Genomic DNA, 19,110 nt, shown 5'->3' on the forward strand with positions numbered 1-19,110 from the left:
TACAGTTAACAGCCGGATTTGTGGCAATGCCACAGACAAAGGGCGACCGCTGCCGTGGCGGGCGCTAGCCCTGTCAGCTACTACTTCCGTTTTGACGCGTGTCGGTTACCAGCGGAAAACGCCTTCGTATCTACGCTTATCGCTGATCGACAGCTTTTTTTGTTGCTGCTGTCCGTTCATCGAAACCTTGATCACATAGCTCCCCGACGGCAACCGGGCCAGCAGGAACGGTCCCGCCGAATTGGCTTCAAGAACCGTCTCACCCTTGGGATTGAGCACGACCACATCGACGCTCCCCAGATAAGAACCATCACGCTCGGAAAAAAGAAGCTTCAGATTGAAATCCCGTTCACGCAAGCGGATTTCATCCCGCTCCTCATCACCGATACCACCACTGACATAGGTGACATTTCCATATTGTTTTTCCACAAGCGTGGAAGCATCACCTTGCGCCAACGCATGCGAAGGCAGCAAACAGGAGAGCAGCAGATACACGAGAGAAAAGAGTTTTGTCATGACAATCACCTTTCCATTGAAACGCACAATTCAAGCGTAGCCTGCTGCGGCAATTCGTCAAATATTCTCCCGGAGACAAATGGCTTAATTGACGATGCGAAATGGCAGTCGGTAGGCAACAAAAACTGCCAGCTCCATCGCCATCAGGCAGCCACGGTAAAATACCCGTAATAAATAACGGTTAGAGTCTGTGCCTCTGGAGACAAAGACAATACGGATTTCAAATGACAAACAAAATTGAAGAACTGCGCCAGAAGGCGATTCAGCTGTGCGCCGAGCACGGCGTTACGGTGCGCTCCTATGGGCAAGCTTGGTGGCTGGTCGGCAACGGGATAAATCGCGTCGTAGCCGAACTGGCAGGACTGTGCCGCACCGACATCACCCCGCTTGCCATCGCCGAGCGCTAGGCGTGGCGCAAGAGCAGCCACAGCAAGCCCCAATCCCATCCACCGGTTCGACACCCAGCCAGGATTGGCACGCCATGCGACTCGCCCAAGCCCAACAGCAAAGAGGCGATCTCTAATCGGGATTTTCGTGCTGCAACCAGGGTGACCTGGCACAATCTCGGGGCCTCAGCGCTCTGACTGATTATTTCTCACCCAAAAATATCCACAATTCCACGCGAATCCTGCCAGTTTTTTCTGATCGCTGAACCCCACCCAGTGGAATTAACGTGCCCTGAACAGCCGGATGACACGGGGAAACGTAGTGTCTTATACGGTCAAGGTTTGTTCATTTGCCCGAAGTTGACGTTGAACGGAAAACAAAGGGCATCCGAAGATGCCCTTGTCTAGTCATACTGCACCGAAAAAATCAGCACATCTGTGACGATCTATCAGAAACCAACCATATAGTTAATATAGGCCGTCGTGGAACCCGTACGCTGGAACGCAAGTTCCTGGTAGTAAATTTCGGCCGACAGGCGTTGCCCCTTGGCAACTTCATAGTAGGCACCAACGGAAGCAACCGGGCGAGTCCGATTGATGCTGTTATCGAAACTTTCCGAGGTCAAGCCTGCAATTCCGCTTGCCGCCAAGTTATCAACTTTGTGCTCAAGGTCCTGCTCGATGCCTAGACTTCCAGTCAAATTGATTTTGGGGGCAAGGTGATGATTCACCTTGACGCCCAGCAAAGCGCTGGTCGAGCGGTCGTTCAGGGCGGTGAAGGTTAGCGGTGTGGAAACACCCGTTTCGGTGTAGCCATCCTGTTGGATATTCGTGTAGCGCACAGCCAGATAGGGTCGCAACAACGTACTGGTACCGTAGTTAAAAGCGTAGCTCAACTCTCCAACATAACTTTCTGTCGTAAGCGTGGTTGAGCCCCTGCCCGCCTCCGAACCGCCGGCTACGTCACGGGTAATATCAACCCCTTTGGATTGGTAGGCATTTGCTAATTTAACTTGCCAGCCCATCCCATCTTTATTCTGATTCCATACGCCGAACATGCCCATCAAAGGAAGGCGATTATTGAGTTGGATACCAGTTGGCGTATTGTTACTGACGCTCTCATCGACAAAGGCGCCAATCCGGATATTTTGGGTGGCTTTGTAGCCAAGCACCAGAACACCATTGGTCGTTTCCGAATTCGGGCTATTTACCGATGTATAACGCCCCCCAACCGACACGCAAACACCGTTGGTGTTGAACAGGTTGCACTCATAGGTGTTCATGTTGGCAAAGTTGGATGCAATCGCGCTGGCGTTGAATACGTTACGCAACTTATGTGTTGTCTGCAGCAATGCAACTTGTGTATCAGCAGCAGATGGTCCGGCAGAAAACAGCACGTAGTTGCCAATATTCACCAAGGCCCCAGAATACGTAATGGTGCCATCCGAGTTGATTTGCATAACATTACCGAGCGTATTCAATGCCAGTGTCCCGCCACCGTAGCTGAAATTAAAACCAGGAGCGAACGAAGTAAGGTTACGACCAGAAAAAAGTAGCGTGTTGTTAACCGCATCACGTACCGTGATCGTTGTGGCTGATCCGAAACCCGCGATTGCATTGATTCCGCCGCCATTTGGCAAGCCCGCAATGTTTCGACTGGCTCCGTTACCGAAGTTACCTTCAGAGTTGCTAATCGTAAATCCCTTGCCATCAGCAAAGGCAAAGGTCGTAACGCCCGCCCCGGTTGGAAAGTAAATCGTGTTTGCCGAAGGTTGCGAGAAACCTGAGTCGTTTGATGAAACAGTGATCCCATTGATGGTGTAACTGACGGCATGAACCTGAGCGATTTGACCAAACAGCAAGCCAATAGCAAGAGCGCTTGCCCGCGGCAGATGAATATTTCGAAGCTGAACTGACATTGCGACCCTTTTTGTTGTTGGTATTTATAAAGATTTTGCTAATTATGCAGTAAAAAGTGGGCTAGCAAGAGCACTCATCTTTGAGTTGACGGGGGTTTTACTTATTGGCGTCTGCCAGCAGTCTGATGCCGAGCGGCGATACCTAAAGTTTGGACTTCTGATTTTGAGCCAAGCACGGCCAGATGCAGAAATTATCCGGCCCGGAAAGACAAAAGCCCCTATCGGGGCTCATTGCGCAACCGCTTATGCCGGGGATGAAGCCGGCAATGCCTTGATCAGTTCAGTTTTTCCGGGCTGCCGCAGCACTGCTTGAATTTCTTGCCGCTGCCGCAGGGGCACGGGTCGTTGCGGCCGGCTTTGTCGCCTTCGCGCTGGACGGTGCCGCCCGTGCGCTTGTTGCGCCAAAAGTTGTACAGAGTCTGGACGATGACCGGCAGATTTTCCTGGATATCGGCTACCAGGCGGGCTTCTTCGGCGGGTGGGAACCAGCGTTCGCCGCTTTTTTCGGCGTCTTCCTTGAGCATGCCGTTGAGCAGGAACATGGGTTCGAGCAGTTCGGACAGGTCGTCTGCATGCTTGCCGGCCATTTCGTACCAGTCGCCGGCCAGGCCGGCGCCGAAGACGTAGGAGTCGGCCCAGGCTTCGTAATCGTATTCGGTGCAGCTCTCGTCGAGCGGATAGAGCACCGGAGCAATCGTTTCGTCGGCCAGCAGTGCGGCGGCGAGGTCGTTGTTGAGGCGCATGAGCAATTCGAGCGCGGCTTCGACGTCCGGGTTGCCGCCGGCTTCGAGGCCCTTGCCGAGGGCTTCGGTCAGCCAGATGGCGGGAGGGACCGGCTCGGGAGCGCTGACAACGGCGCACAGCATCGCTTGAATCTCGTCGAGGCGCATGGCCTCGCCCTGGAAAACTTCGGATTCGAGCAGTTCTTCAAGCCGGTCAAGATCGGCATCGGTCAGGGGTGTTGGGTTCATCGCTTTAGTCCTCGGCAATTGCAGAATGATAGCCCAGAACCGCCCTGCCCGCAGCCTCCGGCTGCCATCTGCCTATTCCAAAATGGCGCCAGCCAGGCAGCCCGTCGCTTCAATTTGCTGCGGCACATCAATATCCTTGAGCGCGCCGGGATCATCAACCGGGCAAAGCACCAGGGATGCCGGATCGGCCCCGAGAATGGCCTTCCCGCCCTGGTCGCCGGTCAGCGCCAGTAGTGCAGGCAAATGCTTGGCTGCGAAACCGACCGGGTGGCCCATGTTCCCGTCGAATACCGTCCGGGCCATGTGGGCGCCACCCTGCAAGGCGTGAAGGACTGCACGGTAGCTGGCTGGCTGGATGTAAGGCATGTCGGCCAGCGCGACCAGCCAGCCAGCGGCATCGGCGGTTGCCGCGACGCCGCGGGCCAGACTGTGGCCCATACCCTGCTCCGCCGCCGGACAAACAACCGTTTCCAGCCCCTCTGCCGCTAGCAGGCCAGCCAGCGCCGTATCGTCGGGCCGGATAACGACGATGGTTCGCGAACACGAGGCGGCCAGATGGCGGGCCGAGGCGAGTGCCATCGGCGTGCCGTCGGGCAATGGATGGAGGCGCTTGTCGGCGCCGAAACGCCGGCTACTGCCCGCCGCCAGCAAAATGCCGACAATCTGGCTCATGCGACGCGGCAGGCATAGGGATCGGCGACTTCCACGGTCAACCGGAAATTTTGCCCATTTTTCAAAGCGGTCATTTCGGCCAGGATGGAGACGGCGATTTCCGGCGGCGTCCGGCTGCCGATAGGCAGGCCGACCGGGCCGTGCAGACGGTCGACTTCGGCCTGCGAGAGGTCGAAATACTGCAGCAGCCGTTCGCGACGCTTGCTGTTATTGGCCTTGGAGCCGAGCGCGCCGACGTAGAAAGCTGGCGACTTGAGGGCTTCGAGCAGGGCCATGTCGTCGAGCTTGGGGTCGTGGGTCAGCGCCACCACCGCGCTGCGCGGATCGAGGCCGAGTTCGGTCACGGCATCGTCGGGCATCGCGGCGATGCGCTCGGTGCCGGCGACGTCCCAGCCGTCGGCATACTCGCTGCGCGGGTCGCAGATGTAGACGCGATAGCCGAGGGCCTGCGCCATCGTCGCCAGGTAGCGCGAAATCTGTCCGGCGCCGATGATCAGCAGCCGCCAGGCCGGGCCGTGCAGGGTGATCAGCGTCTGACCATCCCACTGCAGGCTGTCGCCGGCGCTGCCACCTTCGAGGCTGACTGCACCAGTCGCCAACACCACCCGCCGATGCACCAGTTGGCCGGTGGCTATGCGCTGGGCGAGTTGTTCGAGCAGTGCGGCATCCGGCGCCGGTTCGAGCACCAGCTCCAGCGTGCCACCGCAAGGCAGGCCGAAGCGATGCGCCTCGTCGGCCGTCACGCCGTAGCGCAGCAGGCGCGGCGCGCTGCCGGTGAACTCACCGGCAGCGGCCCGGCGGATCAGATCGTCCTCGATGCAGCCGCCGGAGACCGAGCCTTGCACCTGCCCGTCGTCGCGCAGGATCATCCAGGCGCCCGGCGGCCGCGGGGCGGAACCCCAGGTCCGGGCGACGGTGATCAGCGCGAAGCGATGCCCGGCCACCGCCCATTTGCGGGCGGCGTCGAGGACCTGCGTATCGAGGCTGTCCATCTCAAGCCACCAGCTCGGCGGTGTTAAACGGCATCTTGTGCAGGAATTTGCCGGTTGCCGCGGCGATGGCATTGGCTACGGCCGGCGCCAGCGGCGGCACCCCGGGTTCGCCGATACCGGTCGGGGCAGCGGTTGAAGGAACAATATGAACTTCGACCTTCGGCATATCGCCAATGCGCAGCAACGGGTAAGTATCGAAATTGCCCTGCTCGACACGTCCGCCCTTCAGCGTAATCTCACCGCTCATGGCAGCGGACAGCGCAAATCCAACCGCGCCTTCGACCTGCGAACGGATATTGTCCGGGTTGATCGCAGTGCCGCAATCGACGGCGCAAACCACGCGGTCGACCTTGATCGAGCCATCTTTCTTGACCGTCACCTCCGCCACCTGGGCGACGAAGGAGTTGAACGATTCATGCACCGCCACGCCGCGGCCGCGACGCTCGCCGGCTGCCGCCTTGAGCGGCGTTCCCCAGTTCGCCTTCTCGGCCGCCAGCTTGAGCACGCCGGCATGCTTGGGATGCTCGGTCAACAATTCGAGACGCAGGGCGACCGGGTCCTTGCCCATCGCCGCCGCGACCTGATCGAGAAACACCTCAGTTGAATACGCTGTGTGTGACGAACCAACCGAGCGCCACCAGAGCACCGGCACACCGATATCGGTCGGCGTGTGCAAATCGACCAGCAGGTTGGGGATGGCGTAAGGCAGATTGGAAGCGCCTTCGACCGAAACGTGGTCGATGCCGTCCTTGACCAGCATGGCCTCGAATGGGGAGCCAGTAATGATCGACTGGCCAACCAGCCGGTGATGCCAGCCGACCAGCTTGCCGCTACCATCGAGCGCCGCCTCCAGCGCGTGGTGGAACATGGGCCGGTAATAGCCGCCGCGCATGTCATCCTCGCGCATCCAGACCAGCTTGACCGGTGCCCTGCCGTTGATCGCCTTGACGATGTGCGCCGCTTCCAGCACGTAATCAGACTGCGTACAGGCCCGGCGCCCGAAGCTGCCGCCGGCGTAGAGCATGTTGAGCTTGACCTGTTCCGGCTTGAGGCCGAACAGTGCCGCCACCCGACCCTGATCGACAGTCTGGAACTGCTCCCCGTTCCACACGTCGCAGCCATCAGCCTTGAGCTGGACGACGCAGTTCATCGGCTCCATCGCGGCGTGGGCGAGGTAGGGGAAATCGAAGGAGGCGCTGACCACTTTGGCGGCGCCGGCAAAGGTTTTTGCCGTATCGCCCTTGTTCGCGGCGATCAAGCCGGGCTTTTTGGCCATTTCCTTGTATTGGGCCAGAATTTCATCGCTGCCCAGCTTGAAAGCCTTGCTGTCGTCCCAAACAACCGACAGTGCATCGCGCCCTTTCTTGGCGCTCCACGTATCACTGGCCAGCACGGCAACGCCCTGCGGGATCTGCACGACATCGACGACGCCCTTGATCGCTTTGGCCTTGGTTGCGTCGAATGACTTCACCGTGGCGCCGAATTGCGGCGGATGGGCGACCACGGCGACCAGCATGCCGGGCAGGAAAACGTCCTGTGTGAATTGCGCCGTGCCGTTGGTCTTGGCCGCGCTGTCCTTGCGCTTGGCTTGCTTGCCGATCAGACGGAAATCCTTGGGGTCTTTCAGTTTGACCTCGGTCGGCACGGTTTCCTTGGCGGCATCGAGCGCCAGTTCGCCAAAGCTGGCTTTACGGCCGCTGCCGGCGTGACTGACCACGCCGTCGCGAACGACAATTTCCACCGCGCCGACATTCCAGCGCTTGGCGGCGGCCGAAACCAGCATGGCTCGCCCGCTTGCCCCGGCTTTGCGCATCTGGTCCCAGGAATTGGCCATCGCCGTGCTGCCGCCAGTGCCTTGGGCCGGGCCCCAGAAGGTGTTGTTGTAGCGCTTGGCATCAGCCGCGGCGCCTTCGACGCGAACGTTTTTCCAGTCGGCATCGAGTTCGTCGGCCAGAATAGTCGCCAGGCCGGTGTAGGTGCCCTGCCCCATTTCGAGGTGCTTGGACATGACAGTCACGCTGTTGTCGCTGCCGATTTTCAAAAATGCGTTAATTTCCGAGTTGACCGTGGCAACGGCGCCCAACTTGCCAGCAGCGGCTGCCGTGACGGCCGGCAGGCAGAAACCCAGCGTCAGGCCGGCGCTGCCTTGCAGGAAACGGCGGCGGCTAAGGTTCTCAATGATGATTTCGCTCATGATTTATCTCCTCAGGCCAGCGCTTTGGCGGCTTCGTGGATGGCAGCGCGGATGCGCACGTAGGTGGCGCAGCGGCACAGGTTGCCCGACATGGCGGTATCGATATCGGCATCGGTCGGCTTGCGGTTCTGGCTGAGCAGCGCGACGGCACTCATGATCTGGCCGGACTGGCAGTAGCCGCATTGGACAACATCGAGTTTGCGCCACGCTTCCTGGACGACCTTGCCGACGCGCTCGGCATCGACCGCCTCGATGGTCCTGATCTTGCGCCCGACCACTGCCGAGACCGGCGTCGAACAGGCGCGCACCGGTTCACCATCGACATGCACCGTACAGGCGCCGCACAGGGCCTGGCCGCAGCCGTATTTCGTCCCGGTCATCTGCAAGGTGTCGCGCAGCGCCCAGAGCAGCGGCGTATCGGGCGCCACATCGAGGTGATGTGCCTTGCCGTTAATAGTCAGTTTGATCATCTGCATGCTCCTCGTCGGAATGGGATCAGCAGCCATCCCGTGGCCACTGTTTGTGCGAATAGTGTGGGCGATGCAACTGGGCAAGCGATAACCCAATCGTGCAGACTTATTGCCTGATCCTCCAGAATATGTCCGCAGCCTCTCGCCGGCCAGCGCCAAAACCGCTACTCTCCAGTCATGGATACTGCCGTTCTGACCACGCCTCGCCCAAATAATTCCAACGCCATGGATGACGCCGAACTGGCGCGCCAACGCGCGGAACTCGCTGCCATCATCAGCCGCCACTGCCAGGCGGACGGCGCTGTCGACACGGCCATTCCCAACCTCAAGCTTTTCCGCGGATCGAACACCGAAGTGCCGAACTGCGCCATCATGACCTCGGTATTCGCCATGATGGCCCAGGGCGCCAAGCGCATTACGGTCGGCGACGACACCTACGACTACGACGCCCGCCATTACCTCATTTCATCGGTCGATCTGCCGATTTTCGCGCGCATCACCCGGGCCACCGTTGCCGAGCCCTACCTCGGTCTGGGGCTCGCCATCGACCCGCTGAAGATCAACGAACTGACCGCCGCCATGCCCAAAAATCGGGCCCAGGAAGCCGTTGACCGCGGCATTGCCGTCGGCCTGCTCAGCGTCGACATCCAGAACACCGCCCTGCGCCTGGCCCGATTGCTCGATACGCCAGCCGACATCCCGGTACTCGCCCCGATCATCGAGCGCGAACTGCTCTATCGCCTGCTCGCCGGCCCGCTCGGTTCGCGCCTGCGCCAAGCCGCCGCCAGCGGTAGCCACAGCCACCAGATCGTCCGCGCCATCGACTGGCTCAAAGCCAACCTCGACCAGCCGCTCAGCATCGAACGCCTGGCCAGCCTGTCGAACATGAGCCGGTCGTCGCTGCACCACCATTTCAAGGCGCTGACCGCCATGACGCCGCTGCAATACCAAAAGCAGCTGCGCCTGCAGGAAGCCCGCCGCCTCATGCTGGTCAGCGACACCGATGCCGCCTCGGCGGCGCATCATGTCGGCTACGAAAGCCCCTCGCAATTCAACCGCGAATATCGCCGCATGTTCGGCGCCCCGCCGGGCCGCGATGTCGCGCAGTTTCGCCAGAGCCAAACCGCCTGAACCTACGCCGGCCACGCTGGTCAGACTTGGCCACCTCAAGGAAACAAGCATGCCGAAAATCGAAAAAACCGACGCCGAATGGCGTGCCCAGCTCGATGAAACCGAATACCGCGTCACCCGCCAGAAAGGCACCGAACGCGCCTTCACCGGCAAATATTGGGACACCCACGAAGACGGCACCTACCACTGCATCTGCTGCGGCGCCCCGCTTTTCCGCTCGGAAGCCAAGTTCGACTCCGGCTGCGGTTGGCCGAGCTTCCACACGCCGAACGACGAAAAACTGATCGACGAACACGTCGACCGCAGCGTCGGCATGATCCGCACCGAAGTCACCTGCCACGACTGCGGCGCCCACCTCGGCCACGTCTTCGACGACGGCCCGGCACCGACGGGACTGCGCTACTGCATCAATTCAGCGTCGCTCAAGCTGGAGAAGGATGGGGAGTGAGGAGCGGGCGAGGTTCACCGTACGACCACAACTCGGCCCGAAGCCGGTGGTCGATCTCTTGCTATTGACTGGCAGCGACGTGCCCTTTGCGGACGTAGGCAGATTTGGAAAGCGGTTGTCCAGGAACAATTGAAATGAGGGCCTGCGCGGCTTTTCGCGCAGGTCTGGTGGAATGAGGGGGTGGGCTGCTTGCGCTAAATACTTTTTGCATTTCCATTTTCAGTAGCCAAACGAGGGCGCGACTTCAATTGGTTCAATAATCCAGGCCACGTGCCAACCTGGCGTATCAGCAGTGGCAGAACGCTTAGGAACAGGTGTGTACCGTCATAGAACTCGCTAGCAATTCGCATGACTTCCCGTTCATCGAGTTGCCTGATTGAACGATACTGAAGCAGAGCATCCGGGTCTCGGTGAGCAATGGTGGCGTTTCGTAAGAACGAGAACTGCTTTTGCGCCTTCTGCTGAGCAGTGCGAACCGTCCGGAGTGCTTGCGTAGCCAGACGTTTAGCCTCATCAGGAACACCTGCATTTTCAAGTGCGGTTCGCAATTTCGCTCCCGCCACCTTATCCATGTCGAGTTCATGAATGGTAAGGAGAATGATTCGGGCACAAAGAGAGCGCTTCCATGGATCTGGGTGAGTAAGCGCATCGATCTTTACGGACTGCATGTCTCTATCTGCGATGAGAAAGAATAATCCGAGATTGAGTAGGATGGCAGAGGATTCAAAGCCGTATCTCCGGCTCTTCGCGGTCTGCCTTGCAAGTTCAGCGAGAGCGCTCGCAACAGCTCTCTCCCTTTCCCGTTCCTTGAACGGGAGTACGCGCCGCATTATGAACCGAGCGACACTTCTGCCGTTAGCACGCATACGGAGCCGGACGTACCTCTCTATCAGAGGCGGGTTCTGTTCAAGCAGCTTTCGTTGCTCGGTCATCGCTAGGTCAAGCAGCCCAACGCTCGAATTAAAGGGCGCCGCAAGGCGTCCCGTTGAATGAGGGGGTAGGCGTTGCTGCGCTCAAAACTTGCCTCGGACCTTGAAGGCGGCGGCTGTGCTCGGAATGGGGATCGACTCACTTCCGCGCTGCTTGATGGTAGCAATTGGAATTTGCCGAGCGAACTCGAGCAACTTCGCTGATTCCTCTTCTATTTCGCGTGATATCCGGCTCCGTAGTTCCTCAGCTAGGCTCCGAAGGAGCTGAACGTCTTTAACACTCAACGTTGCCAGTCGTCCGCGATCAACCGTAATGTGGCTTGGTGCCTGGATCTCGGAGAACTGTGGCGACAGCATGACGAACACTTGGTTGTCTTCGAGCTGACTGACGGAATGTGCAATGTACTTATCGCGCAGTACCTTGAAAAATGCGTGAGCGTCGCGAAGAGGAGTGGCAAGGTACTCAACCCACTCCGTGGGAATGCCCTGCCGTGCTCCGCTTGTGAAAGTTCGTCCGTAGCGGACCACCGCGGCAAACATCAGATCGCCAAGCGCCTGAAAGTCCTCAACCCATGCGAGCCCGTTGCCTTCTGGGACGTTGCTGAGGCCTGCCATAAGCTTCTCGCATCGGTTGCACAGCCGGACTACTGCCTCGAGATCGGAGTCGATGCCAGACAAATCCGAGAGGCGCTGGGCCTCAGGGACGGAGAAGTCATATCGGCTAGGGATGATCCATGCACTCATTTGCGACACCTAACGTTTGAATTCACCGGTCTCCGCGGCTTTTTGCGCAGGTCCGGTGGAATGATTTGTTAGCCACTGATATTCCACTGAACTTTATCTGCGTGCTTTCTAAAAGCTGTGCGCGTTTCAGAGCTCCAATTGTGACGTGACTGAAAGCAAAGATCGACGAAGCCCAATGCCTTAGTTAGAAAGTCTGTGCCAGTCCGGAACAGTGAAGGCTGCTCTCTAGCATAAACATCCAATGCTGGTTTAGCGCGCAGATAAGCACGCTCGACGTCAGAGATGTGTTTATAGAGGCCAATATCAATATCAGCTAATAATTGTGTTTCCCAAAATGGGTCCGCAGGTAAATTCGGAAATAGCTTAGTTGTTAAGTTACGGAGTTCTATAGCTGTAACACCATCTGATGTTTTTTCGTCATGAGAAAGTAATCGGCAAACTCGATCTGCGATGCATGGAATACCTTCATCTACACGCGCTGCCATGCGGTCAGCTAATAACGGAGCGTGCTGCCATACTTCGGGATACTCAATGTTGTACCAAATCGGGACTATTCGGCTTGATCCATTGCTTTCGCTCGCAAAAAGTGCGGCTAGCTCTTTCTTTGGCCAAGCACGAGAAAAAAAAGCCTCGCTGAGAACAACAATCCCAAATCTCGATTGCGTGAGGCCGTGAGAAATCGATTCCGAAATACTTGCGCCTAAGGAGATTTCCCACTTGTCCAACCAAACTTTCACTCCGCGATCTTTCAATGCCTCGGCGAGGGGTAGTACAAAACGCTCTTTATCCGGGCTTGCGTGCGAAATAAACAAATCCCAAGTATTCATCAGCTACTTTCGTTTCAATGGTTTTGGCGTATTTATGGCTAACGAGGAAATAACCCGCGCTGCGCGGCCTTATCGCGCAGCGTCGGGTTGATTGCAGGGTTAGAGCTACGGAACCCGCTTGACATGAAAGCTCCGTTGAGGTGCCCCCGGATTTAGTGCCAAGGGCCTTTTAGTAAAAGTCCTTGGGTTGCACTGCTAAAGACACTCTTCCACGGCCGGCAGGTCGGAACGCGTTGTCCGATGCTTGGCCGCAAACTCTGCCGGAGTTTGGTAACCCAGCGCACTGTGGGGCCGGTGCTGGTTGTAATCCCGGCGCCAGACAGCGATCAGGATACGAGCCTCAGCCAGACTCGTAAACCAGTGGTCATTCAGACACTCGTCCCGGAATCGGCCATTGAAGCTCTCGATGAAAGCATTCTGGGTCGGTTTGCCTGCCTGGATCAGTTTGAGCTGAACGCCATGCTGACAAGCCCACTGGTCGAGTGCCTTGCCGGTAAATTCAGGCCCTTGGTCGGTCCGGATGGCCTTGGGGTAGCCACGGAACCGGGCTGCCTGATCAAGCACCCGCGTGACGTAATGCCCCGAGATGCCGAAGTCGACTGCCAGATCGACAGATTCCTTGCTGAAATCATCGACGATGGTCAGCACCTTGATTCGTCGGCCGCTGGCCAAGGCATCACTGACAAAATCCATCGACCAGACCTCGTTCGGACCCGAGGGCAGCTCAAGTGCTTGCCGTTCGACCGCGACACCATGCCGCCTCTTGCGCCGCCTGACCGTCAGGCCGGCATCGCTGTAGAGCCGATAGAGTCGTTTGTGATTGACCGCAACACCTTCCCGTCGAACCAGAGCGTGCAGGCGCCGATAGCCGAACCGGCGCCGCTCTCCGGCGAGTTCGACCAGTCTGGCCTGTAATTGCTCATTCTCTGGCTGCGCCTTTGACGCGTAGTGCAGCACCGTGCGCGATAGACCCACCAGCTGGCAGGCACGGCGTTCGGAAATCTTCGTCGATTCCTGCATCACCATGACTGCCTCACGCTTTTGCTGGGGGCTCAGCGTTTTCGGCCTAAAGCCGCTTTCAGCGCCTCCGCATCGAGGATCGATTCGGCCAGCAGCCGCTTGAGCTTGCCATTCTCGGCTTCGAGCTCCTTCAGCCTCTTGGCATCCGGAACCGTCATCCCGCCGAACTTCGCTCGCCAGTTGTAGAACGATCCGTCACTGAAGCCATGTTGCCGGCACAGCTCCTTGATCGGTATTCCGGCTTCCGCCTGCTGCAAGAAACCGATGATCTGCTCTTCTGAAAACCGCTTCTTCAAGTCCATTCTCCTTCTCGAAAACGGACTTTACTAAATTCCCCGTGGCACTGTTTATTGGGGGCACCTCACCGTTTAACCAAGAGGCTTCCGTTGTGAATTACAGAGAGCGTCCAAGTTCCAGGCACCAATTCGTGCTCTTCACTGAGGAAATTACAGTCAACTGTCTCGATCACTCCCAGCTTAGTGTTTTGACGCAGGTTTTCCTCGAAGTGATCGAGGGACCTTCCATCGGGACGAGTTAAGACCGGATGCTCTAAGCGGTAGGTGATTGTTGCCGAGGGCGGCAGATTCTTGGCCTTCCAAGCAAAGCCAAACCCGATGCCCTTACGCAATGGGATCTCATCGGTTTGTTCCGTGATTCTTAGGGTGGCAACCATGTTGGCATACCCCGCCGCGGATTGTGGCTGGTCGTAACGTTCGATGACTTCGCCATTAACACAGATGCCCGCGGACAGGATTTCACCGGCAGGAAATGCAGGCGCACTCGTTACTGCCGCTACGGCCCAAACGGGTAGTAGGCATACTGCGACAGGAGTCAAAAGGACGCTGATACGTCTCATGCTTAGTGGCTCTAACGTAGAAGTAACCGGCCGCCGGAGCCGAAGGCGGAGGGGACCTGCAAGCGCAGCTTGCAGGCGGTCCGGCTGACTGCCGGGTTGGGCCTATGCAGCGACACCACTGATGTCCTCCACGGTGATGTGTTTCTCTTCACCCTTCCCTGTGACAATTAGCTCCAAAAGGACGGCTGCTTTGTCGGCAACGGGGACCGGGCATTCGACCAAAGCAAACAGCCCTGTGGTGTTTGGCGAAAAGTACTTAACGGTAATTGCAGCCGGCAGGTACGCGCCAGACGCAACTGTAATGGGCGACGCAACCGCACTCATGAAATCGGCTTCTATTGCGGCAGAGGGCGGTCGATCATAGGCGAGGGCGTACCCAAATCGGCTAGCAAGACCGGCGTAGTCATGGCGCACTAGTAAGGCGCGCGCCTCTTCACCAAAGGCAGAGAGTGAGGCCTCGTCAGTTTGCGTGGGAAGGAGCTTCAATCAGAGGCCCAACAGTTATTCACGAGCAGAAACGTCCGGGTTATTGCTAATAATACGGACACGATTGAGTCACCTGTAAGGTTTTGAATGACATAGAGATTATCCCATGCGGGTCTCCTTATCAATCAGCAATCATACGGACAGAGCCGATGTCCGCTTTGGAGAGGTTTCTTGAGAGACCGCTCCTGGCCGATTTGAGCCGGTGGAGGCTACCTGACCGCAATCACTCGTGGCTATGACAATTTCTCGAAAAAAGGAATGCCGGAACCGAGGAACCTTTCACCGCTAAAGTTTCCGGCCAGCCTGGCGATACGTGTCGAGGACGTCTGGACCAAGAGCCCCGCGCTACTCCCTGTTGTTCAGACTCCAGATATCCTGCGCCCGATAGGCCAGTTCCGGAAACAGCCGGTCGTGCTCCTGCATCAGCCGGAACAGCGCGACTGAAACCTCCTTGGGGAATCCCTTCCGGGTGCCACCCCGACTATCGTGGAACAGCCCGTTGATAAAACCAGAAAAAACGTGGGAACCCCACATCACTGCCAGCTTTTTCCCGATATGCGGGAAACGCTCATCGACAATCGAGAAATTCTCGTTCCCGGCCAACTCTGTCGCTACCGAGAAGAGCGGTGCCGCAGATTCTCCGGCGAAGGATTTTTCATGGGTGGCGCGCAATTCTTGCAACGCAGCAACCACGTCTTTCGGAAAGCCGAAACATGAACTGCCGCCTGTTTCATTCAGCCATACCTTGAAATAGGCATCGATTCCCGGCTGTCCCCACAGCGTACGAAGCTTTGTCCCGATATGTGGAAAGCGCTGATTTATCATCTGGAACCGTACATCGTCATCCAACATGGCTTTCTCCGCAAATTGCGGTCTGCCAACTGCAATTATTACTTTGAGTGCCAACTTGGGTTGCGGTTCATTTCACGCCGCCTCTCGGCACCTATAGCCAAGTCGACTTCCCGATACAAGGGCTCCCTAGAAGGCGGCAATCTGATGGGAGCCGGTCGTTCGGTTCTGGTGATATTCGCAGGCCTCGATTACCGGCCCTGCCAGATTTTCACACTGTGATCACCCCATGCTAAACCACGGCTTTTTCGGGTAAGCGGCCAACAAGAACCTACAGCGCGTTATTTCCGAAAACACCCCTGCACTTCCTCGTGCCGCGGGCAAGTGACCAGATGGTCATTGACCATCCCCGACGCCTGCATGAACGCATAGCAAATCGTCGAGCCAACGAACTTGAAGCCGGCGCGGGTCAGGGCTTTACTCAGGGCATCGGACTGCGCGGTTTTGGCGGGGACTTCGGCCAGGGATAACCTGGCGTTTTGCACTGGCGCCCCGCCGACGAAAGACCACAGGAAGTCACTGAACGATTGCCCGCAGGCGGTCAGCGCCAGATAGGCTTTGGCATTCTGGATGGTCGCAGCGATCTTGGCGCGGTTGCGGATGATGCCGGGGTCGGCCAGGAGGGCGGCGACTTTCTGCTCGTCGTAGCGGGCGATCTTGTGCGGGTCGAAGCCGTCGAATACCTGCCGGTAGTGCGCCCGCTTCTTGAGCACGGTGGCCCAGGACAAGCCGGCCTGGGCGCCTTCGAGGATCAGGAGTTCGAACAGGGCGCGGTCGTCACGTAGCGGCAGGCCCCATTCGGTGTCGTGGTACTCGCGGTAGAGGTCGAATCCTTCGCACCAGGGGCAGCGTTCCATCGTCATGATCCGTCGGCAAAAGACGCAGTGTAGCTGTGTGCGCCACATGCCGACAGTTTCAGGCCGGCTGCATCAGCTTCGAATTCGCTGCTTAGTCGTTATGCAGCTCGCCGGCGGGCAGCGGACTGCGTTCCTGCATGAAGCGCCCCGGCGGCACGCCAAAGGCGCGCTTGAACATGGCCGAGAAGGCGGCCTGGCTGGCGTAACCCAGTTCCGCCGCGACTTCGCCGTACGGGCGGCCGCGGCCAATCAGGTCGAGCGCCCGGGCCAGGCGCAATTGCTGGCGCCAGGCGCCAAAGCTCAATTTCAGTTCGCTGACGAACAGGCGGGCCAGCGTCCGCTCGCTGGCGCCGACGCGGGCCGCCCACTCGGCCAGCGACAGCGCCGAAGCGGGATCGTCGATCAGCGCCTGACACAAGGCTTGCAGGCGCCGGTCCTGCGGCATCGGCAGACCCAGCGAGAGCGGCGGTGCGCGGCGGATTTCGGTGAGCAGCAATGCTGTCACCTGACGCTGGCGCGGCGACGCCTCCTGCCCGTCGCCGTCAGCCTCGCTCAGTGCCTCGAAAAGCGCCCGCATGAGGTCGGAAACCTCGATCACCGAACAGGCATCGAGCGGTAGCGGGGCTACTTCCGGAGCGATATAGACGGTGCGGAATTCGACTTCGCCGAGCATGAGCAGATCGTGCTCGATATGCGGCGGAATCCACACGGCGCGCAAGGCGGGCACCAGCCAGGTCATGCCGGCTGCCGAAATCCGGATGCCGCCACGCAACGGATAGGCCAGTTGCGCCCAGTCGTGGCGATGCGGCGGCACATAAACGTCGGCCGGCGGACAACGCAGGTTGACCGTCATCGGCAACTCGGCGGTCGGGGCGCGGCGGGGTACGGCGTCGAAGGTGAGGTCTGTCTGCATTGCGATAATTTTTGTCCGAATATCGCATCACGGTCAATAGCTCGCAAAGCTAGACTGTAATCCTTAACGTTTTACTCGGACTTTATCCATGACGACCGCTACCCTGCCCGCGCCCCAGCGCAGCGATATCGAAGTGATCACCCTGATCGGCTTCGTGCATGGCGTTTCGCACTTTTTTCACCTGCTGCTGCCGCCGCTTTTCCCGTGGCTGATGCAGGATTTCGACCTCAGTTTTACCGGCATTGGCATGACGATGACAGTTTTCTTCGTCATATCCGGCATCGGCCAGGCGATGGCCGGCTTTCTCGTCGACCGCTTCGGTGCGGCGCGCGTGCTCGGCGGCGGAATCAGCTGTTTTGCGCTGGCCGGCGTCGTGCTGCATTTCGCCACCGGCTACCCGATGCTGATCGCCACCGCCGCGCTGGCCGGCCTCGGCAACAGCGTCTTTCACCCGGCCGATTTCACGGTACTCAACCACCGCGTGTCGCAGGCCCGGCTTGGCCACGCTTTTTCGGTGCATGGCCTGTCCGGCAACCTCGGCTGGGCCGCGGCGCCGGTTTTCATGACCGGCATAGCTGCGGCCGCCGGCTGGCGTAATGCCGCGCTGGGAGCCAGCCTGGTCGCCATCGTCGCCCTCGCCCTGCTCTTCTGGCGCCGGGAAACCATTAACGAGGCGCACGACCACCGCGCCCCGAAAGGCGACGAAGCAAAATCGCCGACCTTCGCCTTCCTTGGCTCGCGTGCCGTGTGGTTGTGTTTCCTCTTTTTCCTGCTCATCACCGCGGCCTTCGGCACCATCCAGAATTTCGCCAGCCCCATCCTGCAGGCCATCTACGGGCTGTCGCTGACGACGGCAGCACTGGCGCTATCGACGTATCTGGTCGGCGGCGCGGCCGGCATCATCCTTGGCGGTTTTCTCGCCCAGAAAAATGCCCAGGAACATCTGATCGCCGGCGCGCTTGGTGTTGCCGCCTTGCTCGCCGTGCTGCTCGCCAGCGGCGTACTGCCGGGCTGGGCCATCCTGCCGCTGATGGGCGGCATCGGTTTCTGTACCGGCATCGCCGGGCCGTCACGTGACCTGCTGGTGCGTCGCGCTGCCACGGCTCGCTTTGGCAAGTCAGCCTATGGCCGGGTTTATGGCTTTGTCTATTCCGGACTGGATCTTGGGCTGGCGATGGCGCCGCTCATCTTTGGCGGGATGATGGATGGGCGGCGGTTTGGGGAAGTGTTGATCGGCATTGCCGTGCTGCAGACGCTGGCGATTTTTAGCGCATTGCGGGTTGGGAAGACGGTTTAGGCGAATGCCACGGTCAACCGGAAATTTTGGCCAAAATTGAAATGGCTATTGTCAATCCGGCTTGATGCGAGATGCCTGCGGCTTCGATTAGCTTGGGGTTCCGCCCTTGCGGGGCGTCTCACTTTTTCTTGCTTCGCCAAGAAAAAGTAAGCAAAAAGAAGGCGACCCTGGGTCGGTGCCGGCGTTACCGGTTCCCTGCGCTACTCGGAAAGCCGGGCGGCTGCGGAACTCGGGGCTGCGCCCCTCAAACAGTCCTCGCCGACTGCCCCCGGCCTTCCTGCGTTGCTCGGCACCTCTCAAGGGGCCCGGTGAAACACCCCGTGCTTGAGCTTGGGTGCCTGAATAACAGATTTCGTTTTTGGGCTTTTTTTCCGGTTGACCGTGGAAGTCTATTTTTTGGGCAAAACGGTCCAGCGTGGACGCCTTTGGGGTCCCCATGAGAGGCGCTGAGCAACGCAGGCGGGCCGGGGGAAGTCGGCTTGCGTTGTCTGAGCCAAAGGCGAGTTTAGCAAGCCGCCCGGACCGCCGAGTAGCGCAAGGAACCCGAAGGGCGCCGACCCTGGGGTCGCCTTTTCTTTGGCTACTTTCTTTTGGCGAAGCAAAAGAAAGTACGCCCGCCAGCAAGGCGGAACC

20 protein-coding genes are annotated in these 19,110 nt (G+C 58.8%); 4 read left to right on the forward strand and 16 right to left on the reverse strand.

The window, feature by feature from the left end; all coding sequences use genetic code 11:
* Positions 1-105 precede the first annotated feature (105 nt).
* Positions 106-516: a T9SS type A sorting domain-containing protein gene (locus KI613_RS11040; RefSeq protein ID WP_226399367.1), complete on the reverse strand. Its 411-nt coding sequence runs from the start codon at positions 514-516 to the stop codon at positions 106-108.
* Between the two features lie 224 nt (positions 517-740).
* Here KI613_RS11040 and KI613_RS11045 point away from each other — a divergent pair, with 224 nt between their 5' ends.
* Positions 741-923 carry a hypothetical protein gene (locus tag KI613_RS11045; RefSeq protein ID WP_226399378.1) on the forward strand — a complete coding sequence of 61 codons (183 nt, stop codon included), beginning with the start codon at positions 741-743 and terminating at the stop codon, positions 921-923.
* Between the two features lie 428 nt (positions 924-1,351).
* Here KI613_RS11045 and KI613_RS11050 read toward each other — a convergent pair whose 3' ends face one another.
* The 6 genes from KI613_RS11050 to KI613_RS11075 form a co-directional block, all read right to left on the reverse strand.
* Positions 1,352-2,821 (reverse strand): autotransporter outer membrane beta-barrel domain-containing protein, encoded by a 1,470-nt coding sequence (locus tag KI613_RS11050; RefSeq protein WP_226399380.1) that lies wholly within the window; start codon positions 2,819-2,821, stop codon positions 1,352-1,354.
* A gap of 275 nt (positions 2,822-3,096) precedes the next feature.
* On the reverse strand, positions 3,097-3,792 hold the full coding sequence (locus tag KI613_RS11055) for a YecA/YgfB family protein (protein ID WP_226399382.1): 696 nt from the start codon (positions 3,790-3,792) through the stop codon (positions 3,097-3,099).
* 72 nt (positions 3,793-3,864) lie between these two features.
* Positions 3,865-4,464: a nucleotidyltransferase family protein gene (locus KI613_RS11060; RefSeq protein ID WP_226399384.1), complete on the reverse strand. Its 600-nt coding sequence runs from the start codon at positions 4,462-4,464 to the stop codon at positions 3,865-3,867.
* Entirely contained in the window at positions 4,461-5,456 is a 996-nt protein-coding gene (locus KI613_RS11065) for an XdhC family protein (RefSeq protein ID WP_226399386.1), read from the reverse strand. The genes KI613_RS11060 and KI613_RS11065 overlap by 4 nt, the downstream gene beginning before the upstream one ends.
* A gap of 1 nt (position 5,457) precedes the next feature.
* Positions 5,458-7,650, reverse strand: a complete 2,193-nt coding sequence (locus KI613_RS11070) for a xanthine dehydrogenase family protein molybdopterin-binding subunit (protein ID WP_226399388.1) — start codon at positions 7,648-7,650, stop codon at positions 5,458-5,460.
* Positions 7,651-7,661: 11 nt separating this feature from the next.
* Complete coding sequence (locus tag KI613_RS11075; protein ID WP_226399390.1) at positions 7,662-8,120, reverse strand: (2Fe-2S)-binding protein; 459 nt, start codon at positions 8,118-8,120, stop codon at positions 7,662-7,664.
* A gap of 177 nt (positions 8,121-8,297) precedes the next feature.
* Between KI613_RS11075 and KI613_RS11080 the strand changes: the two genes are divergently transcribed.
* Positions 8,298-9,251: an AraC family transcriptional regulator gene (locus tag KI613_RS11080; RefSeq protein WP_226399392.1), complete on the forward strand. Its 954-nt coding sequence runs from the start codon at positions 8,298-8,300 to the stop codon at positions 9,249-9,251.
* Between the two features lie 49 nt (positions 9,252-9,300).
* Positions 9,301-9,699 (forward strand): peptide-methionine (R)-S-oxide reductase MsrB, encoded by a 399-nt coding sequence (gene msrB, locus KI613_RS11085; protein ID WP_226399393.1) that lies wholly within the window; start codon positions 9,301-9,303, stop codon positions 9,697-9,699.
* Positions 9,700-9,893: 194 nt separating this feature from the next.
* Here the strand turns inward: msrB and KI613_RS11090 are convergent, their stop codons facing one another.
* From KI613_RS11090 to KI613_RS11130, 9 genes are all read right to left on the reverse strand, one after another.
* Positions 9,894-10,367, reverse strand: coding sequence for a hypothetical protein (locus KI613_RS11090; RefSeq protein WP_226399395.1), 474 nt, complete (start codon positions 10,365-10,367; stop codon positions 9,894-9,896).
* Positions 10,368-10,712: 345 nt separating this feature from the next.
* Complete coding sequence (locus KI613_RS11095) at positions 10,713-11,372, reverse strand: hypothetical protein (RefSeq protein WP_226399396.1); 660 nt, start codon at positions 11,370-11,372, stop codon at positions 10,713-10,715.
* A gap of 68 nt (positions 11,373-11,440) precedes the next feature.
* Positions 11,441-12,199 (reverse strand): toll/interleukin-1 receptor domain-containing protein, encoded by a 759-nt coding sequence (locus tag KI613_RS11100; protein WP_226399397.1) that lies wholly within the window; start codon positions 12,197-12,199, stop codon positions 11,441-11,443.
* A gap of 195 nt (positions 12,200-12,394) precedes the next feature.
* A protein-coding gene (locus KI613_RS11105; RefSeq protein WP_226399398.1) for an IS3 family transposase occupies positions 12,395-13,515 on the reverse strand; the annotation gives its coding sequence in 2 pieces (ribosomal slippage) (positions 12,395-13,269 and positions 13,269-13,515; 1,122 coding nt in all).
* Between the two features lie 65 nt (positions 13,516-13,580).
* Positions 13,581-14,075, reverse strand: a complete 495-nt coding sequence (locus KI613_RS11110) for a DUF3859 domain-containing protein (protein ID WP_226399399.1) — start codon at positions 14,073-14,075, stop codon at positions 13,581-13,583.
* A 102-nt stretch (positions 14,076-14,177) separates the two neighbouring features.
* Positions 14,178-14,561: a hypothetical protein gene (locus KI613_RS11115; protein WP_226399400.1), complete on the reverse strand. Its 384-nt coding sequence runs from the start codon at positions 14,559-14,561 to the stop codon at positions 14,178-14,180.
* Between the two features lie 345 nt (positions 14,562-14,906).
* Positions 14,907-15,413 carry a hypothetical protein gene (locus KI613_RS11120; RefSeq protein ID WP_226399401.1) on the reverse strand — a complete coding sequence of 169 codons (507 nt, stop codon included), beginning with the start codon at positions 15,411-15,413 and terminating at the stop codon, positions 14,907-14,909.
* Between the two features lie 278 nt (positions 15,414-15,691).
* Positions 15,692-16,273 (reverse strand): DNA-3-methyladenine glycosylase I, encoded by a 582-nt coding sequence (locus KI613_RS11125; protein ID WP_226399402.1) that lies wholly within the window; start codon positions 16,271-16,273, stop codon positions 15,692-15,694.
* A gap of 85 nt (positions 16,274-16,358) precedes the next feature.
* Positions 16,359-17,180: an AraC family transcriptional regulator gene (locus KI613_RS11130; protein WP_226399404.1), complete on the reverse strand. Its 822-nt coding sequence runs from the start codon at positions 17,178-17,180 to the stop codon at positions 16,359-16,361.
* Positions 17,181-17,268: 88 nt separating this feature from the next.
* On the opposite strand from KI613_RS11130, the gene KI613_RS11135 reads away from it, so the two are divergent.
* Positions 17,269-18,477 carry an MFS transporter gene (locus tag KI613_RS11135; RefSeq protein WP_226399406.1) on the forward strand — a complete coding sequence of 403 codons (1,209 nt, stop codon included), beginning with the start codon at positions 17,269-17,271 and terminating at the stop codon, positions 18,475-18,477.
* The last annotated feature ends 633 nt before the right edge of the window (positions 18,478-19,110 follow it).

This window comes from Ferribacterium limneticum (genome assembly GCF_020510585.1).
Classification (GTDB): domain Bacteria; phylum Pseudomonadota; class Gammaproteobacteria; order Burkholderiales; family Rhodocyclaceae; genus Azonexus.